This is a genomic window from Paenibacillus sp. OSY-SE (assembly GCF_000283315.1).
Classification (GTDB): domain Bacteria; phylum Bacillota; class Bacilli; order Paenibacillales; family Paenibacillaceae; genus Paenibacillus_B; species Paenibacillus_B profundus.
In genome coordinates, this window is sequence record NZ_ALKF01000205.1 from 234,470 (window position 1) to 253,676 (window position 19,207).

The 19,207-nt window shown below is 49.4% G+C and carries 15 protein-coding genes; all 15 read left to right on the forward strand.

The window, feature by feature from the left end:
• The first annotated feature begins 139 nt into the window (after positions 1 to 139).
• The 15 genes from A372_RS0131945 (at position 140) to dut (ending at position 19,199) form a co-directional block, all read left to right on the forward strand.
• Positions 140 to 4,444 (forward strand): PolC-type DNA polymerase III, encoded by a 4,305-nt coding sequence (locus A372_RS0131945; RefSeq protein ID WP_019425025.1) that lies wholly within the window; start codon positions 140 to 142, stop codon positions 4,442 to 4,444.
• 205 nt (positions 4,445 to 4,649) lie between these two features.
• Positions 4,650 to 5,111 carry a ribosome maturation factor RimP gene (gene rimP / locus A372_RS0131950; RefSeq protein ID WP_019425026.1) on the forward strand — a complete coding sequence of 154 codons (462 nt, stop codon included), beginning with the start codon at positions 4,650 to 4,652 and terminating at the stop codon, positions 5,109 to 5,111.
• Positions 5,112 to 5,158: 47 nt separating this feature from the next.
• Positions 5,159 to 6,259, forward strand: coding sequence for a transcription termination factor NusA (gene nusA, locus A372_RS0131955; RefSeq protein ID WP_019425027.1), 1,101 nt, complete (start codon positions 5,159 to 5,161; stop codon positions 6,257 to 6,259).
• Positions 6,260 to 6,341: 82 nt separating this feature from the next.
• Entirely contained in the window at positions 6,342 to 6,653 is a 312-nt protein-coding gene (gene rnpM / locus A372_RS0131960; protein WP_019425028.1) for an RNase P modulator RnpM, read from the forward strand.
• Positions 6,646 to 6,969, forward strand: coding sequence for a L7Ae/L30e/S12e/Gadd45 family ribosomal protein (locus tag A372_RS0131965; protein WP_019425029.1), 324 nt, complete (start codon positions 6,646 to 6,648; stop codon positions 6,967 to 6,969). The genes rnpM and A372_RS0131965 overlap by 8 nt, the downstream gene beginning before the upstream one ends.
• A complete protein-coding gene (infB, locus tag A372_RS0131970; protein ID WP_019425030.1) occupies positions 6,962 to 9,631 on the forward strand; it encodes a translation initiation factor IF-2 in 2,670 nt (889 codons plus the stop codon). Before A372_RS0131965 ends, infB begins: the two co-directional genes overlap by 8 nt.
• A gap of 54 nt (positions 9,632 to 9,685) precedes the next feature.
• A complete protein-coding gene (rbfA, locus tag A372_RS0131975) occupies positions 9,686 to 10,042 on the forward strand; it encodes a 30S ribosome-binding factor RbfA (RefSeq protein WP_019425031.1) in 357 nt (118 codons plus the stop codon).
• Positions 10,039 to 11,115 carry a DHH family phosphoesterase gene (locus tag A372_RS0131980; RefSeq protein WP_019425032.1) on the forward strand — a complete coding sequence of 359 codons (1,077 nt, stop codon included), beginning with the start codon at positions 10,039 to 10,041 and terminating at the stop codon, positions 11,113 to 11,115. Before rbfA ends, A372_RS0131980 begins: the two co-directional genes overlap by 4 nt.
• A complete protein-coding gene (truB, locus tag A372_RS0131985; protein ID WP_019425033.1) occupies positions 11,112 to 12,029 on the forward strand; it encodes a tRNA pseudouridine(55) synthase TruB in 918 nt (305 codons plus the stop codon). Before A372_RS0131980 ends, truB begins: the two co-directional genes overlap by 4 nt.
• Before the next feature lie 318 nt (positions 12,030 to 12,347).
• A complete protein-coding gene (locus A372_RS0131990) occupies positions 12,348 to 13,328 on the forward strand; it encodes a bifunctional riboflavin kinase/FAD synthetase (protein ID WP_019425034.1) in 981 nt (326 codons plus the stop codon).
• A 168-nt stretch (positions 13,329 to 13,496) separates the two neighbouring features.
• Positions 13,497 to 13,766 (forward strand): 30S ribosomal protein S15, encoded by a 270-nt coding sequence (rpsO, locus tag A372_RS0131995; RefSeq protein ID WP_019425035.1) that lies wholly within the window; start codon positions 13,497 to 13,499, stop codon positions 13,764 to 13,766.
• A gap of 238 nt (positions 13,767 to 14,004) precedes the next feature.
• On the forward strand, positions 14,005 to 16,212 hold the full coding sequence (pnp, locus tag A372_RS35155; protein WP_019425036.1) for a polyribonucleotide nucleotidyltransferase: 2,208 nt from the start codon (positions 14,005 to 14,007) through the stop codon (positions 16,210 to 16,212).
• A gap of 211 nt (positions 16,213 to 16,423) precedes the next feature.
• Complete coding sequence (locus A372_RS0132005) at positions 16,424 to 17,437, forward strand: polysaccharide deacetylase family protein (protein WP_019425037.1); 1,014 nt, start codon at positions 16,424 to 16,426, stop codon at positions 17,435 to 17,437.
• 60 nt (positions 17,438 to 17,497) lie between these two features.
• Positions 17,498 to 18,772 carry a M16 family metallopeptidase gene (locus A372_RS0132010; RefSeq protein ID WP_019425038.1) on the forward strand — a complete coding sequence of 425 codons (1,275 nt, stop codon included), beginning with the start codon at positions 17,498 to 17,500 and terminating at the stop codon, positions 18,770 to 18,772.
• Positions 18,705 to 19,199, forward strand: coding sequence for a dUTP diphosphatase (dut, locus tag A372_RS0132015; RefSeq protein WP_192813654.1), 495 nt, complete (start codon positions 18,705 to 18,707; stop codon positions 19,197 to 19,199). The genes A372_RS0132010 and dut overlap by 68 nt, the downstream gene beginning before the upstream one ends.
• Positions 19,200 to 19,207 lie beyond the last annotated feature (8 nt).

Below are 19,207 nucleotides of genomic sequence, written 5' to 3' on the forward strand. Positions count from 1 at the left end.
GGGAAGCTTCCATCACGTGAACATCCAACGGAACACCGGAAGATGACTCGCCTGAGAGAGGCTTCTCTTTCATTTGGGTTTCTCGTCGGCTGTACGCAGTCCTGAGACTGCAGGAAATAGAGGAGGTGGAAGAAACGGCATGTCGGACAAAAGACAACGATTTGAGCTATTAATGAAACAGGCGGATTTACCGGGGGAACTGGTAGACAGTTTTTTTCTGGATGGCCGGATTGAACAGGTGGAGTGCAGCCGTTCCAATCGGGAATGGACGATACACATCGGTAAATCATCAGTTGTCCCAGCGGAGGCCTATCGTTCCTTCTGTCTGAAGGTTCAAGATAAAATGTCTCATATTGCGAAGATTCGCATTATTTTTCACTATGACGAGCAAGTTGCCAGCGGAGATATCGTTGAGGCATACTGGGGGTTGTTCGTTGAATGGGTGAAGCGCGAGGTTGCCTCAGTAAATGGGTGGCTTCATCGAGCCAAGGTTGAAACCGAACAAGATCATGTTAAATTGACATTATCAGAAACGACAACGCTTGAGCTTGCGAAGAAGAAGAAAATTGATGATTATGTAGTCAAATTCTTCGAGACTTATTTCATGCGGACGCTCCGTGTGACGATTCAGGCAGGCAGCTTCGATAGCAGTGCGTATGAAGCGTTCCAGGCGAAGGTCGTACAGGAAGAGCGGCATGCGGTTCAGCAAATTATGGAGAGCGCGGAGCGCGAGGTAGCGGAAGCGGAGGGCGAAGCTCCTGAACGGCTGCAGGTCGGTTATGATATTAAAGATAACCCGACTCCTATTATGGACATCCAGGAAGAGGAGAAGCGGGTGACCGTCCAAGGCGCCGTATTCGGTCTCGAGATGAAGGAGCTGCGCAACGGAAGCACGCTCTTTACGTTCAATTTGACCGATTTCTCGGATTCTATCATGCTCAAAATGTTCGCGAAGACGAAGGAAGACGTGAAGATGCTGAGCCTCATTTCGAACGGGAAATGGCTGAGGGCGCGAGGACGCGTGGAATACGATCGCTTCATGCAGGTGCCCGAGCTTGTCATGATGCCGTCTGATGTGAACGAAGTGACGCCGCCCGCCGAACGCAAGGATACGGCGGAAGAGAAGCGGATTGAGTTCCATTTACATTCGTCAATGAGTGCAATGGATGCAGTCACCTCGATTAGCGACTACATCAAGCAAGCGGCGAAGTGGGGACATCCGGCGATCGCGGTGACGGACCATGGAAATGTGCAGTGCTATCCGGAAGCTGCGAAGGCGGCTAAGAAGCACGGCATCAAGATGATCTATGGCTTGGAAGCGAACGTCGTCAATGATAATTTGGAAGTGGTCATGAACTCAGATTCGCGCAACTTGAAAGAGGCGACTTACGTCGTATTTGATATCGAGACGACCGGACTGTCCGTAACCAACAACAAAATCATCGAAATTGCGGGCGTGAAGATCCAGGACGGGGAGGAAATCGACCGTTATACCTCGTTCGTCAATCCACACGAGCGCATTCCATACAACATTCAACAGCTAACGAATATTACGGATGAAATGGTTCAGGATGCGCCTGAGGTCGATAAGGTCTTGCCCGAATTCGCCGATTTTGCAGGCGACGCAATTCTGGTGGCGCATAACGCCCGCTTTGATATGGGCTTCGTACAGAATAACTTGAAAAAGCTCGGATTGCCGGAGCTGACGAATCCGGTGCTGGATACGTTGGAACTGGCGCGGCTATTGCATCCCAGCATGAAAAATCACCGCCTCAATACGCTCGCGGATAAATATAAAGTATCACTTGAGAATCATCACCGCGCGATTGACGATACGATCGCGCTCGCCGGCATATTGAACGGGCTCTTGAACGATGTATATCAGATTCGCGGTATTGAAATGCTGGAACGGTTAAACGATTATGTCGGGCAAAACCTGCAAAATGCCCGGCCTTTCCATTGCAATATTTATGCCATGAATTCGGTAGGGAAGAAAAATCTGTTCAAGCTTATATCGATGTCTCATACCGAGTATTTCAAGCGTGTCGCTTGCATTCCGAAGAGCAAGCTCGTGGAAATGAGAGAGGGATTGCTCGTCATGTCCGGCTGCGAGAAAGGTGAATTTTTCGAGACGGTCTTAAATAAATCGCTGGAAGAAGCAGAACAGGTCGCCGAGTTCTATGACGTGCTGGAGATTCAACCGTTGACGATGTATATGCACTTGGTGGAGAAAGGACTGGTGGGTTCGACCGCCCAAATCCAAGATGCGCTGCGCAAGGTTATCCAGATAGGAGACAAGCTGAATAAGCTGGTCGTGGCGACTGGCAACGTTCATTATTTGAGTCCGCGCGACAAGCTGTTCCGTGACATTACAATTCACGGCATTACGGGATTCAGTCCGCTTAAGGATCTCCGGAAGCCAGATGCTCATTTCCGCACGACGAACGAAATGCTGCAGGAATTCGAATTTCTCGGCAAAGACCTTGCCTACAAGGTCGTCGTGAAGAACACGAACGAGCTGGCGGAACGGATTGAGGAATTCGAACTATTCCCCGATAAGCTGTTCACGCCGATTATTGACGGTGCCGACGAAGAGATGCGTTCGAAATGCTACGATACGGCGAAGCAGATATATGGGGAACCGATACCGGAAATCGTCGTGAAGCGTCTCGAGAAGGAGCTGGATCCGATTATTAAATACGGATTTTCGGCCAACTATTTAATTTCGGAACGGCTCGTAAAAAAATCGAACGAGGATGGCTATTTGGTCGGCTCGCGGGGTTCGGTCGGATCCTCTGTCGTTGCGACATTCCTCGGCATCTCGGAAGTTAACCCGCTTCCGCCGCATTACACTTGCCGCAATTCGGATTGCAAGCATAGCGAATGGTTCACAGACGGCAGCGTGCCGAGCGGCTTCGACTTGCCGGACAAAAATTGTCCGGAGTGTGGACAACCGATGAAAGGCGAAGGCCAAGATATCCCATTCGAAACGTTCCTCGGCTTCAAGGGAGACAAAGTTCCCGATATCGATTTGAACTTCTCCGGAGAATATCAGCCGATTGCCCATAACTATACGAAGGTGCTGTTCGGCGAGAAGAGCGTATTCCGTGCGGGCACGATCGGCACAGTCGCGGAGAAGACGGCGTATGGATACACGAAGAAGTATGAGGAGGACTATGGGAAGAAATGGCGTGGAGCCGAATTGAACCGACTGGCGGCTGGGTGCACCGGCGTCAAGCGAAGCACGGGGCAGCACCCGGGCGGTATCGTCGTCGTACCGGATTACATTGAAGTCGAAGACGTTACACCGGTCCAATTCCCTGCGGATGATACGAGCGCGGAGTGGAAGACGACGCACTTCGATTATCACGCGTTCGAAATGAATCTGCTCAAGCTCGATATTCTCGGGCACGATGATCCGACGATGATGCGCATGCTTCAAGATTTGACCGGAGTCGATCCGACGACGATTCCGATGAATGATCCGAAGGTCATGAGCATGTTCAACTCGACTGATTCGCTTGGCGTAAGGCCAGATCAAATACGCTCGCCGGTTGCAACCTTCGGCATTCCGGAAATGGGGACGCGTTTTGTCCGTCAGATGCTTATGGAATCGCAGCCGACTTCGTTTGCTGATTTGCTGCAAATCTCGGGATTGTCGCATGGTACGGGGGTATGGCTCGGTAATGCGCAAGAGTTGATTAAGAATGGTGTCTGTACGATCAAAACGGTTATCGGTTGTCGTGACGAAATTATGCTCTATTTGATCTATAAAGCAGGTATGGATGCGGGGCTTGCCTTTAAAATTACGGAAAGCGTGCGTAAAGGAAAGGGCTTGACGCCGGAATGGATCGAGGAGATGAAGCGTTGCAATGTGCCGCAATGGTACATTGACTCCTGTCTCAAAATCCAATACATGTTCCCGAAAGCGCACGCTGCGGCGTATGTCATTTCCGCGGTGCGTACTGCTTATTTCAAGCTGTATCATCCGATTGAATTTTACGCTACGTACTTTACGGTAAGAGCGGAGGATTTCGACATTGAGCTCTGCTGCCAAGGCTACGACGCTATCAATCGCAAGATTGATGAGATCGAAGCGAAAGGGTTCCAAGCAACCACGAAAGAGAAAAGCATGATTGCGATATTGGAAATGGCGGTTGAAATGACAGCACGCGGTCTCTCGTTTAAACCAATTGACTTGTACCGCTCGGATGCGACGAAGTTCTTGGTGGACGGAGAGGCGCTCATTCCACCGTTCTCCGCCGTTCAAGGCATCGGCGAGAACGCGGCACGCAACATTGCGGCATCGCGCGAGGGCGGAGAATATTTGTCCGTGGAAGATTTCCAGATGCGTTCGAAAGCGACGAAGACGATAGTGGAACTGCTCAATCAAATGGGCTGCTTCCGTGGACTGCCAGAAAGCAACCAGTTGTCGCTATTCTAAGTGCAAGCATGAGGAAGCGCCTGCTGGGGCCGCAGGGGCAATGGAATACCCTTGCCATTCCATAGACGGCTATGATATAATTTTTTTGGTAATCATGTGGATAAATCCGTTAACGTAAAGAGTGGGGAAACCCACTCTTTCATATTTGCTAACGGATTCTGACATATACAGTCTATATTCCTTACATTGTAGGAGGTCCTTTGCATTGAGTTCACCGAATATCAAATCGGTAGTGGAGAACATGGTTATGCCGTTTTTGGAAGAGAACGGCATTGAACTTGTCGACGTGGAATATGTGAAGGAAGGCAGCAGCTGGTTCTTACGCGTATTTGTGGACAAGGATGGCGGCATCGATATTGAGGATTGTGGCCGCGTCAGTGAATATTTGAGTCTGAAGTTGGATGAGGAAGATCCGATTTCGGATGCTTATTTCTTAGAGGTATCCTCACCGGGTGCCGAGCGGCCGCTGAAGAAAGCACAAGACTTCGTCAAAGCGGTGGGCAAACACGTGTATGTGACTACATACGAACCGATTGGCGGGCTGAAGGAGTTTGAGGGTCAGCTCGTTTCGTTTGATGAACAGACCGTGGTGGTTCAAGTCGGTAACAAAGAGCACGCGCTTCCTTACGACAAAGTAGCTAGCGCACGACTTGCGATAGTCTTCTAATATGAATGGAATCAAGCCGGTATCGGCTGAAAGGGGGAACTAACCAAATGAGTATGGATTTTATTGAAGCTTTGACGGAGATCGAAAGAGAGAAAGGGATTAGCAAGGATGTGCTGATCGATGCGATCGAAGCAGCACTCATTTCGAGTTACAAACGTAATTTTAATACAGCGCAAAATGTGCGTGTCGATATTAACCGGGCAACCGGTGTCATTAAAGTATTTGCACGCAAGACGGTTGTGGACGAGGTACTTGATCCGCGCATGGAAATTTCGCTCCACGCTTCACGCGAACTGAATCCTAATTATCAATTGGATGATGTGTGCGAAATCGAGGTAACTCCACGCGATTTCGGACGCATTGCGGCGCAAACTGCGAAGCAGGTTGTGACCCAGCGCATCCGCGAGGCGGAACGCGGGCTCATCTACAACGCTTTTATTGACAAAGCTGATGATATCGTAACTGGTATCGTGCAGCGTCAAGACATGCGTAATGTGTATGTGGATCTTGGTAAGGTAGAAGCGGTACTTCCTCTGAATGAAGTGATGCCGAGTGAGAAATTTAAGCACGGCGATCGCGTGAAAGCATACATTACGAAAGTGGAAAATACGACAAAGGGCCCGCAAATTATTTTATCCCGCACGCACCCAGGGCTTCTGAAGCGTCTATTCGAGCTTGAAGTTCCGGAAATTTTTGACGGTGTCGTCGAGATTAAATCCGTTGCTCGCGAAGCTGGGCAGCGTTCGAAAATTGCGGTATATTCTCGCAATGAAGAAGTTGACCCGGTCGGCTCCTGTGTTGGTCCGAAAGGAATGCGCGTCCAGACGATTGTAAATGAACTGCGTGGTGAGAAGATTGATATCGTCCGTTGGTCGGAAGATGTGCAAGAGTATGTAGCGAACGCACTCAGCCCGTCCAAGGTCGTTGAGGTGGATGTGCGTGAAGCAGAGAAGATGGCGCGCGTTATCGTCCCTGACTATCAATTGTCGCTTGCTATCGGTATTAAAGGTCAAAATGCTCGTCTTGCAGCAAAATTGACCGGATGGAAGATAGACATTAAGAGTGAATCTCAAGCGGAACAAGAACCGGCGGCCGAAGAAAATGAATCGCTTGCGGATCCGGAAGAAAACGTAGAAATAAGCGAATAACACCGAAGGCGCGACCAACGCCATATGAAACGGTCGCAGCCTTCTCTGGACGGTGCGATCGGATCGTAAGGGGGTATGAGTCATGAGACAAAGAAAAGTGCCGCTGCGCAAATGTGTCGCATGTCAGGAAATGATGCCGAAGAAAGAACTTATTCGTGTTGTGAAGACGCCCCAGGATGAAGTGCTAATCGATTTGACAGGGAAAAAATCAGGTCGCGGCGCATATTTGTGCGGAAAGCTATCCTGCTTTAAGCTGGCTCATAAATCGCGTGCTTTGGATCGGGCGTTGAAGCATCAGGTGCATTCCGAAATATATGAACAGCTTGCTAACGATTTCGTGAAAGTGGAAGATGAATTTCGCGCTTTGCAAGAGCGGGAGGACGATGATGAGTAAGCTGATGTCGCAGCTAGGCCTCTCGCGCCGGGCAGGCAAGCTCGTTACAGGGGACGAGAATGTGATGAAGGCGATTCGAAGCAAGCAAGCGCGGCTCGTATTCGTTGCGGGGGATGCATCGGAGAACACGAAAAAGAAGTTTCGGGATAAATGCCATAGCTACAGCGTGCCGCTTGTCATCGGGTTTGACCGAATGATGCTTGGGGAAAGCCTCGGCAAAGCGGAACAGGTGGTCTTGGCGGTTACGGATCATGGGTTTGCGAACATGATGCAGAACGGACTGAAAACTATGTCGGAGGTGGAGTATATTGACTAAACAAGAGAAGGACAATAAAGACAAATTGAGAGTGTATGAATATGCCAAATCGCTCAATATGAGCAGCAAAGAAATTATTACGATTCTCAAGCGTATTAACATTCCAGTAAACAACCATATGAGTGTAATGGAGAATGATGCAGTGGTAAAAGTAGAACAGTTTTTTAAGGATGTAAAAGCAAATGCACAGGCGAAGCGTGAGGGCGGACCGCAATCTAAACCGCAAACGCAAGCGCAAGTCAGTCAAGTGAGCAGCAAACCTGCCGAAGCGCCAAAGAGAACGGACAACAGCGGTAAAGAAGGCAACGACAATAAACCGCGTCAAGGACAGCGTGAAGGACAGCGTGAAGGACAGCGTCATCCGCAGCGTGAAGGACAGCGTGATGGAAATCGCAGTGGTTCGCGTGATGGACGTCCGTCGAGCCCAGCGGCTTCTTCGGATCGCAACGCTAATCGTGGTGGAGCTCGTGATGGTCAAAGAGAACAACAGAGACAGGGCGGCGATAGACAAACTTCTATGAATACAAGACAAGGTAACAATCAGGGGAAACCGACGGGACAAGGTGAACAACGCAGACCGCAGCAAGGCGGCCAATCCAATAATATGAATCGGGGCGGACAGCAGAGAACTGCACCGCAGCAGCAGCAGCGTAACGACCAAGGCAAATCGCAACAGCCTCAGCGTCAACAGCAGCCTACTCGCAGCTTCGATTCGACGAATAACGACAGCTTCTCTCAGAAGCCAGGCGGCAACAAAAATCAAAGCAGAAAGCCGAACTCCACGACTAAGCGCTTTGATGACAACAGAACGGGCGGCGGCATGCGCAACGGTCGTGGCGGTCGCGGCGGCAAGAACCGCGGCAGAGGGAACAATCAACAGCAAGTGCATCGTGAAAAAATTGACAATACACCGAAAAAGATTATTGTGCGCGGAGAGATGACGGTAGGAGAACTCGCGAAGCTGCTCCACAAGGATGCTTCCGAAGTCATCAAGAAGCTCTTATTCCTCGGTGTGATGGCGACCATCAACCAAGAGGTCGATTTGGAAACGATTCAGCTGATTGCGGATGAGTTCAAGGTTGAAGTGGACTTGAAACTTCCGGTTTCCGAAGATCCGTTCGAAGAAACAGAAGAAAAAGACGAAGAAGCTGACCTGCAAGAGCGTCCGGCTGTCGTTACAATTATGGGTCACGTCGACCACGGGAAGACGACTCTGCTTGATGCTATCCGCAAAACAAATGTAACAAGTGCTGAAGCGGGCGGTATTACGCAGCATATCGGAGCATACCAAGTCGAATACAACAATAAGAAGGTTACGTTCCTGGATACACCGGGTCACGAGGCATTTACATTGATGCGTTCCCGTGGTGCGCAAGTTACGGACATTACGATTATCGTCGTAGCGGCAGATGACGGTGTCATGCCGCAAACCGTAGAAGCGATTAGCCATGCAAAAGCAGCAAATTGCCCGATTATTGTTGCCGTGAACAAGGTTGATAAGCCAGAAGCTAACCCGGACCGCGTGAAGCAAGAATTGACGGAATATGAACTCGTTCCAGAAGAATGGGGCGGAGATACGATTTTCGTCAACGTGTCTGCGAAACAGGGCATGGGGCTTGATGAACTGCTTGAAATGATATTGCTCGTGTCAGAAGTAAATGAGTACAAGGCGAACCCTGACAAACGAGCTCGCGGTACGGTTATCGAAGCAGAGCTTGATAAAGGCCGCGGACCGGTCGTGCGTATTCTCGTGCAGCACGGAACGCTCAAAGTCGGAGATGCCTTCGTAGCCGGCACATGCTTCGGGCGTGTACGCGCGATGGTTAATGATCGTGGACGCCGCTTGAAAGAAGCAGGTCCATCTACTCCAGTAGAAATTACAGGTTTGACTGATGTTCCGCAAGCAGGCGATCCGTTCATGGCGTTCGAGGACGAGCGCAAAGCGCGTTCCATTGCGGAGAAGCGTGCAACGACATACAGACAAAGCCAGTTGGGCGCCAATACGCGCGTAACGCTTGACGACCTGTTCAAGCACATTAAAGAAGGCGAAATGAAAGAACTGAACGTCATCATTAAAGGGGACGTGCAAGGTTCGGTCGAAGCGCTGCGCGGTTCGCTTCAGAAAATCGACGTTGAAGGTGTTCGCGTCAAGATTTTGCATTCCGGTGTCGGCGCCATTACCGAATCCGATATCATCCTGGCGACGGCTTCCAACGCCATTGTCGTCGGATTCAACGTTCGTCCGGACGCGCAAGCGAAAGCAACGGCGGATGAAGAGAAAGTGGACATTCGTCTGCATCGAGTCATCTACACTATCGTAGAAGAAATCGAGCAAGCGATGAAAGGGATGCTTGATCCGGAGTATAAAGAAGTCGTTATTGGTCATGCTGAAGTACGGAACACGTTCAAAATCAGCAAGATCGGTACGATTGCGGGCTGTATGATTACGCAAGGCAAGATTTCCCGCGCGGCAGAAGCTCGCTTGATTCGCGATGGCATCGTCATTTTCGAAGGGAAAATCGACTCGCTTAAGCGCTTCAAGGATGATGCAAAAGAAGTCGCACAAGGATATGAGTGTGGAATTATGCTGGATAAGTACAACGATCTCAGAGAAGGCGACGTCATCGAAGCGTTTGTCATGGAGACGGTTGAACGCAAATAAACACACCTGTACGGCAGCAGCTTCCACAGCAACTAATGAAATGAGGTGTTTCCCATGGCGAACATTCGTGCTGGACGGGTTGGCGAACAAATGAAAAAGGAATTGAGTCAACTTATACAACTGGAATTAAAAGATCCTCGCATCGGCTTTGTTACGGTGACGGGAGTAGACGTGACTAATGACTTGTCGCTTGCGAGAGTCTATCTCAGTGTCATGGGCGATGAAGAACAGAAGGAGCAAACTATTAAAGCGCTGGATAAAGCAAGTGGATTTCTCCGTTCCGAGGTCGGAAAACGAATCCGTCTTCGCCATACTCCAGAGCTGTCGTTCAAGATAGATGCTTCGATTGAATATGGAAGTCGAATTGAAAAGCTGCTTGGTGATATTCGCGAGGAGAACGATACACCATGATGCAGCGCAACAAGCAGGAACAAGTGGAATCGAGCTTACGGCTCGATTCACTTGTCTCAACAGAGAATTGCATGGCTGAGCAGTTTTCTCCGTCATACGTTGTTGAATTGCAAAAAGCTTGCGATTTTGTTCGTGCTTGCAACAACGTGCTTGTCGTATCTCATGTCCAGCCTGATGGAGATGCAATAAGCTCAACCCTCGTTATTGGTTGGCTGCTCCGCAGATGGAACAAGACCTTCAAGATGGTGAATGAGAACGGAGTGCCGCATCGGCTGCGCTACTTGTCGATGTCCGAGGTCGTACGCTCCTATGCAGATGAAGAGGAGAGACATTCGCAACTTACGTATGACATGGTCATCTGTGTGGACTGTGCGGATTATTCTCGTATCGGCAAAATTGCGCAGTGGGTGGCTCAAGATGCCCGCATCTTGAACATCGACCATCACCCGACCAACGATCACTATGGCGAAGTCGCGTTAATTCGAGAAGATGCTGCAGCTACAGCAGAGATTCTGTTCGATATGCTGCAAGTGTCTGGCGAGGAACTCGATTCGGAAGTGGCGACGATGCTGTATACCGGGATTTTGACTGACACTGGGGGATTCCGGTACAGCAATACGACCCCGCATGTTATGGCGATTGCGTCACAGCTGCTGAAGCACGGAGTAGATGGCAACGATATTGCCGATCGGCTGCTAGAGAAAATGTCGATGCCGCAAGTTCAACTCATTAAGCGAGGGCTCTCGCGCCTGTCCTTCACTCCCGATCAGAAGATTGGCTGGTTGTATATTTCACCGGAAGATATGATTGATACGGGAGCGTTGAGCGAGGATTTGGAAGGGCTCGTCAATTATCCGCGCAATATTGAAGGGGTGGAAGTCGGCCTGTTGTTCAAGCAGGTGGATGAGACCGGAGTCAAGGTCAGCATGCGTTCTGCCGGGAGGGTGAATGTCGCTGAGATTGCTCAGCATTTCGGTGGCGGAGGACATGTTGTTGCTGCCGGGTGCAAAATTAACGGACAATTGCATGATGTCATTACTATGGTTGTAGAACGGGTGAATCAGTCTTTATGACAAAGTATCATGGTGTGCTGCCGGTATGGAAGCCGACCGATTGGACATCGCATGATGTCGTAGCGAAGGTTCGCCGATTGATTTGGGAGAAACGAATCGGTCATACAGGCACATTGGATCCACAGGTGGTTGGCGTATTGCCGCTATGCATCGGGAAGGCGACCCGCTTGGTGGAATATTTGCAGGAAATGCCTAAAGAATATGAAGCGACGCTGCGCTGTGGTGTATCTACGAATACGGAAGATATGAGCGGAGAAGTGATAGAACGAAGCGATGCTTCTCATCTTACTGAAGAAATGGTAAGGGACGCCATACTAGCATTCGTGGGCAACATCGAGCAAGTGCCGCCGATGTTCTCGGCCGTCAAAGTGAACGGCAAGCGATTATATGAGCTGGCAAGAGAAGGAAAGTCTGTTGAACGAACGCCTCGTCAGGTGACGATTTACAATATTGAGCTTCAGGAAATGCAGCTTGGTCAAGCCGAGCCTGAAATACGGTTTCGCGTATTGTGCTCCAAAGGGACTTACATTCGTACATTATGTGTGGATATCGGGCGCAAGCTTGGTGTTCCGGCGACGATGTCCAATCTGAAGCGGACAATATCTGCCAACTTCACTGAAGATCAATGTGTGACGTTCGAGCAGATCGAACAAGCCATCGCCGAAGATTCCTTCACATCGATGCTCGTTCCTGTGGATGAAGCAATTTCTTTTATGCCGAAGACGTGCGTTATGGAGCGATATACGACGTATGCCACTCAAGGACGGGGCATTCCGGTTCATGCTTTGTCTCCGCAACCTTTGACGAACACCATCGTTCGGTTGTATGATGAACAGGGAACGTTCTTTGGAATCTTTCATGTACCTGAGGGGCAGTCGGAGTTGCGCCCCGTCAAAGTATTCCTACCCGAATGAAGCTGTTAGAGAGAGACAGCGCAAATGGAGTTATCTGGTACTCTTTTTGCGCCACCTTTTCGTCTTATATTGTGAAAGGGAGAACATACTAGAAGTGCGTATTCAAAAAGGTCACTTTTGAGCACTGAGAAGTATACAACTTTTCGTAAGAAAACTGCATCGGAAGCATAGGCTCTTCTAGAGTGAATGCAAGATTCGACGTTGAATGACATCTTGGGATGCTTCGTGAAAAAAGGGGACTTTTTGAACAACTTCTAGAAGTAACATAAACGGTTAGTTGCAACCGCAAAACGATAGAATGCAGGGGCTCTGATTACGATGGAAACGATACCTTTACACGCACCGCTCGATGACACGAGCTGGACTTCATGCCGACAACCGCAAGTGTTGGTACTAGGTCATTTTGATGGAATTCATACAGGACACGCACAAGTGATTCAGCGTGCGTTGGACTATGGAGCAGAACACGGCTTGCCGGTCGGATTGATGACATTTCATCCGCATCCGAAAGGAGTATTCGGCAGATCTGAATATCACCGTTATGTGACGCCGCTAATGGAAAAGGAACGAATTTTGTCCCGAATGGGTCTGGATCGCTTGTACGTTGTTCAGTTTGACATGTCGTTCGCCCAAGTATCGGCGCAGAAATTCGCCGAGGCCGTATGCGCGCTTGGAGTGAAGCATGTAGTCATCGGCTTTGACTATCGATTTGGTCATCGCGGGGAGGGAACGGCTGAGATGTTGAAAGATTGGGGAAATGACTGCTTTACCGTAGATATTGTGCCTGCGCACAGCGAAGACGGTACGAAAGTGAGCAGCACACGGATTCGTCAATGCTTGGCTCAAGGTGACATTACGAAGGCCAATCAACTATTAGGCCGGCCATATCTGATTCAGGGCGAGGTCGTTCATGGAGACGCACGCGGCCGGACTATCGGCTTTCCGACAGCCAACGTAAATCCTGAGGAGCCGTACATTATTCCTGCAATCGGAGTATACGCCGCGAAGGTGAAGGTTGGCGGGACATGGTATGACGGCGTGCTGAGCATCGGTCTGAAGCCTACGTTCAAGTCCGGAGAAACCGTACCGACCATTGAAGCGCATCTATTTGATTTTGATGCCGATATTTATGGGGAAACAATTGCTATAGCCGTGATGGATTATATCCGTTCTGAACAGAAGTTTAACTCGATTCAAGATTTAATTGCGCAAATAACAGCGGATGCGGAAGAAGCACGCCAACGATTAGCTGCTATGGATGCAGAATCGATGTTCTCCTGCGCGGCTCAAGAGCGATAAGCTGCAGATAGATAAAGCGAAACATCGTTTTACTTTTGCGATTGATGATGCTATACTAATAACGTTGTCGTATTTGCGACACTTGTCCTTAGCTTGGTTACACGATCTCACCGACGGTAACGAGGCTAATGGCGTACATCAATTTACACATATTAGGAGGTGAATAGGATGGCATTAACTCAAGAGCGCAAACATCAGCTTATTGAAGAACACAAGACGCACGCATCGGACACGGGTTCTCCGGAAGTGCAAATCGCTATCCTTACGCAAAACATTATTAATTTGACGGATCACTTGCGTACGCACAAGAAAGACCATCATTCCCGTCGTGGTTTGTTGAAAATGGTTGGTCAACGCCGTAAGTTGTTGGCTTACTTGAAGCAGAAAGACGTTAAGCGTTACAGCGCATTGATCGAAAAACTCGGTCTTCGCCGATAATAGCACGACCCCAAGCAGCCTGGTTGTTCACCGCCGCCTGATAATGCGGCATGCAACTGGGTTGCTTTTTAGTGATTAAGAAAGCTCATACATAATTATATGGGACAAGCTCCTCTTTAAAGTGGGAGTTCAAAAGGGAATTTCTGTGCAACCTCTTTAAACGGTATTTCGAATAAAATGCAGGAAATACTGGGAGTAGTGCCGAAATGATTACTGTTTAAACTTAAGGAGGGATCCGATGAACCGCATCGAGATGGAACTTGGCGGAAGAACGCTCGTAATGGAGACAGGCCTTCTGGCCAAGCAAGCTAATGCGGCGGTTAAGGTTCAATATGGCGACACGGTTGTGCTTTGTACCGTTACGGCATCGAAGGAACCGAAGGATTTAGATTTCTTTCCGTTAACCGTCAATTATGAAGAACGTTTGTATGCTGTTGGTAAAATACCTGGAGGATTCATCAAACGTGAAGGTCGACCAAGCGAGAAGGCGATTCTTGCTAGCCGCCTGATTGATCGTCCAATTCGTCCGTTGTTCCCGGAAGGGTTCCGCAATGACATTCAAATCGTTGACCTGGTCATGAGCGTAGACCAAGACTGTCCTCCGGAAATCGCAGCGATGATCGGTACATCCGCTGCATTGACCATATCGGACGTACCGTTTAATGGACCGATTGGCGGCGTCATTGTCGGGCGCATCGACGGACAGTTTATTATTAATCCGACAGTAGAGCAAGAAGAGAAGAGCGACATTCATCTTACTGTGGCCGGCACGAAGGACGCCATTATGATGGTTGAAGCTGAAGCAGACGAAGTGCCAGAAAATGTAATGCTCGAAGCGATTATGTTCGGTCATGAAGAGATTAAAAAAATTGTTGCTTCCATTGAGAAGTTCGCCGAAATGTCAGGCGTGGCGAAGATGGAAGTCAAGCTGCATGCCGTTGAAGCCGATGTGAATCAAGCTGTGCGCGCATTTGCTCTGGAACGTCTCGTCGAAGCGATCCGCATTCCTGAGAAGCACGCACGTCAAGAAGCAATCGACACCATCAATCAAGAAACGGTGGCCCATTTCGAAGAGATCTACATGGAAACGCCAGAGAAGCTGGACGATGTCAAAGAGACGCTGTATGATATCGTGAAAGAAGAAGTTCGTCGTCTGATTACGCATGACAAAGTGCGTCCGGATGGCCGGAATCTGGATGAAATCCGCCACATCGAATGCGATACAGGGCTGCTTCCGCGCACGCACGGTTCAGGTCTATTCACGCGTGGCCAGACACAAGCGCTCAGCATTTGTACGTTAGGTGCGCTTGGCGATGTGCAAATCTTGGATGGCCTCGGTCTAGAAGAATCGAAACGCTTCATGCATCATTACAATTTCCCGCCGTTCTCTGTAGGTGAAGCACGTCCGCTTCGTGCGCCAGGACGTCGTGAAATCGGTCATGGTGCGCTTGGTGAACGTGCGTTGTCCAAAGTCATTCCACCGGAAACGGAGTTCCCTTACACGATTCGTCTCGTATCCGAAGTGCTGGAATCGAACGGTTCTACGTCGCAAGCTAGTATTTGCGCAAGCACATTAGCTATGATGGACGCAGGCGTACCGATTAAAGCACCGGTTGCCGGAATCGCAATGGGACTGATTAAAGATGGCGAGCATTTTTCCATTTTGTCGGATATCCAGGGGATGGAAGACCATCTCGGAGATATGGACTTCAAAGTGGCAGGTACGGCAGAAGGCGTAACGGCCATTCAAATGGACATCAAAATTGACGGCATTGACCGTGATATTTTGACGCAAGCGCTCGCGCAAGCTCGTGAAGGCCGGATGTTCATTTTGGGCAAAATGCTCGAAGTGATTCAACAGCCGCGTGAATCGTTGTCTAAATATGCGCCAAAAATTCTTATCATGCAGATTAATCCAGATAAAATCCGCGATGTTATCGGAGCTGGTGGTAAAGTCGTCAATAAAATTATTGAAGAAACCGGCGTTAAGGTGGACATCGAACAGGATGGGCGCATCTTCATCGCTTCCCCTAGCGAAGAAGCGAATGATCGCGCTCGCGAGATGATCGAGGGTATTGTGAAAGAAGTGGTTGTCGGTGAAACCTATACTGCGACGGTGAAGCGCATTGAGAAGTTTGGTGCCTTTGCAGAGATTCTTCCGGGTAAAGAAGGTCTTGTGCACGTTTCGCAGTTGTCTACCGAGCGTGTCGCCAAAGTAGAGGATGTCGTGTCCATCGGTGATAAGATTGAAGTGAAGGTCGTTGAAATCGACCAGCAAGGCCGCATCAATCTGTCGCGCAAAGTGTTGCTGGAGCCCGCTCAACCGACGGATGGCGCTGCAACCGAAGCAATAACTGCAGATCGCCCGCGGAATAATGGCAGCCGCCACAATCAAGGTGGACAACGTCCGCCGCGAGGACCGCGCCCGCCGAAGCCGCAAGCATAGGCTGCACTTGGGTGCATTCATATTGTAACGGACTTCGATTCCGTTGCACACTTGAAACGCCGGATGGCGATTATAGGATTCAAGGAAAGAGGCAGACTGGTTTCTGGCTCTTTTTTTGCGTCTATTTTCCTTGTTCTCCTTTCTAATCATCCTTGTCCGCATAAGCTGCGCCGAAATGGCATAGAATCAGAAGGACAAACTTTGGAAGGGAATGGACGCCATGCGGCCTATCATATGGAAATGGATTGTAATTGCGGCGAGCGTACTCGGAGTTCTGCTCATCGCTTCTGAGACCGAGGTGGGAACATTTATTCAGGAACGCAAGGCAGATCTTGTGATGAGTGAAGCGTTTCAGACGGATTCGATCGAGGCGTTGGAGCATAATCCACTCATGCAGCGGATTATGGCGGAAGCGAAGCAGCACGAGGTTGCGCCGATAAATGCTCGTATTGATCGAGTATGGAAAGCAATTCCCGGGTATAACGGAGTCGAGGCCGATATAGAACGGACCTACAAGGCAAATAAGGGGAAATCAGAGCAGGATAAACTGAAATGGATACTGCGAGAGGTGAAGCCAGAAGTTTCGTTGCGTGATTTGGAGCCGCAGCCGATATATAGAGGGAACCCGAATAAGCCGATGGTGGCGCTTATGATTAACGTCGCATGGGGAAATGAGTTTATTACTCCGATGTTGAAGGTGCTGCAGGAGGAGAAGGTGAAGGCAAGTTTTTTTCTGGATGGAAGCTGGTTGAGTAAAAATCCCGATGTGGCAAAACAAATTCAAGCCGAGGGACACGAATTGGAAAATCATGCGTATACGCATCCCAATATGAGCGAGCTTAGCGCAGGACTGCAGTCGCAGCAAATCGAGAAGACAAAACGGCTTCTAAAAGAAACGTTAGGTATCGAAAACAAATGGTTTGCTCCGCCGTCCGGCGACTTTAATGCGTTGACGGTAACCACTGCGCATGCACATGGCTTATCAACCGTCTTATGGACGCTTGATACGGTGGATTGGAAGAAGCCTGAACCTTCCACTATATTGCAGAAAATAAGGAAGAAGGTCGAACCGGGTACGCTTATTTTGATGCATCCAACCTCCTCATCCAGCCGTGCATTACAGGATATGATACGTATTATCAAAGATAAAGGGTTTCATCCGGGAACGGTGAGCGACACGCTGTCCGAACAGCGCGTTCCGTTGGTTCCAGTTGAGAGACGGTAAGTTTTTTGGTAGGATTAGATAGGCATGCATGGATAGAATTACGGATGAGGAGGATTGCCGGTGGAGAAAGTGCAGTTACGTAACGGACTACGTGTCGTTATGGAAAAAATACCGACCTGCCGTTCCGTTTCTTTCGGTATATGGGTGAAGACGGGTTCACGACATGAGGATGAAACGACCAACGGTATTTCTCATTTTATTGAACATATGATGTTCAAAGGAACAGAGCGATTCGATGCGAAAGCGATAGCGGATTCGTTCGATGCGATTGGCGGGAACGTAAACGCGTTTACCTCCAAAGAATATACTTGCTATTACGCGAAGGTGCTTGATGAACATTTGCCGCTCGCGGTCGACGTGCTTTCGGATATGTTTTTTCGCTCAACGATGCAAGAAGATGAACTTATGAAAGAGAAAAACGTCATTTTGGAAGAAATCGCGATGTACGAGGATACGCCGGATGACACGGTTCATGATCTCGTCACGCGGGCGGCTTACGGATCGCATCCGCTTGCTTACCCGATTCTAGGGACGAAAGAGCGGCTGTCCCTGATGGGACCGGATCACTTGCGTCAATATATGCGGGAGCATTATACGATCGCAAATACGGTCATTGCCGTAGCTGGCAATTTCGATGATTCGATTGTCGAACTGCTTGAGAAGCATTTTGGTCATTTCGAAAATACGAAGCAGTCATCATCGATTACGCCACCGAGCTTTCACAGCGAATTGATCTATCATAAGAAGAAGACCGAGCAGAATCACATATGCTTGAGCCTTCCGGGCTGCTCGATGACCGACCCGCGTCTGTACGCGATGATACTGCTCAATAATGTCATCGGCGGCGGCATGAGCTCGCATCTATTCCAGGAAATTCGTGAGAAGCGAGGCTTGGCATATGCTGTTTATTCCTATCACTCATCACATGCGGATACCGGCCTGTTCACGATCTACGCGGGAACTGCTCCGAAGCAGACGCAGGAAGTGCTTGATTTGACGCTGCAAGTATTGGGGGATTTAGCCGTACAAGGGTTGTCGAATGAAGAGCTGCGCAAGGGGAAGGAACAGCTAAAGGGGAATTTGATTCTGGGCTTGGAAAGTACCGGAAGCCGCATGAACCGATTAGGGAAGAATGAATTGATGCTCGGCAAACACTATACATTAGATGAAATCATAGCACGAATTGAAGCGATAACGATGGAAGACGTTTCGTTTGTGCTGCAGCGCATGCTGTCGCAACCGTTCGCGGTTTCGATGGTCGGTTCGAATGACCGTGCAATATCGGCTTTCAGGAGGGATTGTCTTGTTACAGCAGGATCATCAAGTACAAATTAAAAGATTACCCGGAAATGAAGATATTTCTTTGCCGCAGAAAATGTCTGACCTTGCTGCTGGCTTTGACTTATATGCAGCTGTGCAAGAGCCGATAACATTGGCGCCGGGTCATCGCGCATTGATTCCTACAGGCTTCTCGATGGCGATGCCCGCCCATTTGGAGGCCCAAATCCGACCGCGCAGCGGTCTTGCCTATAAGCAAGGCATCACGTGCTTGAATTCTCCCGGTACGATTGATGCGGATTACCGCGGTGAAGTCAAGGTGCTGCTCGTGAATGTGGGGCAGCAGCATTTCACTATTGAACGCAAAGAACGGATTGCCCAAATGGTATTTCAATTCGTACCGCAAATCCGGTTAATTGAAGTAGACGAATTATCTGACACCGTTCGTGGAGAAGGTGGGTTCGGACATACGGGCACGAAATAATCGGCATA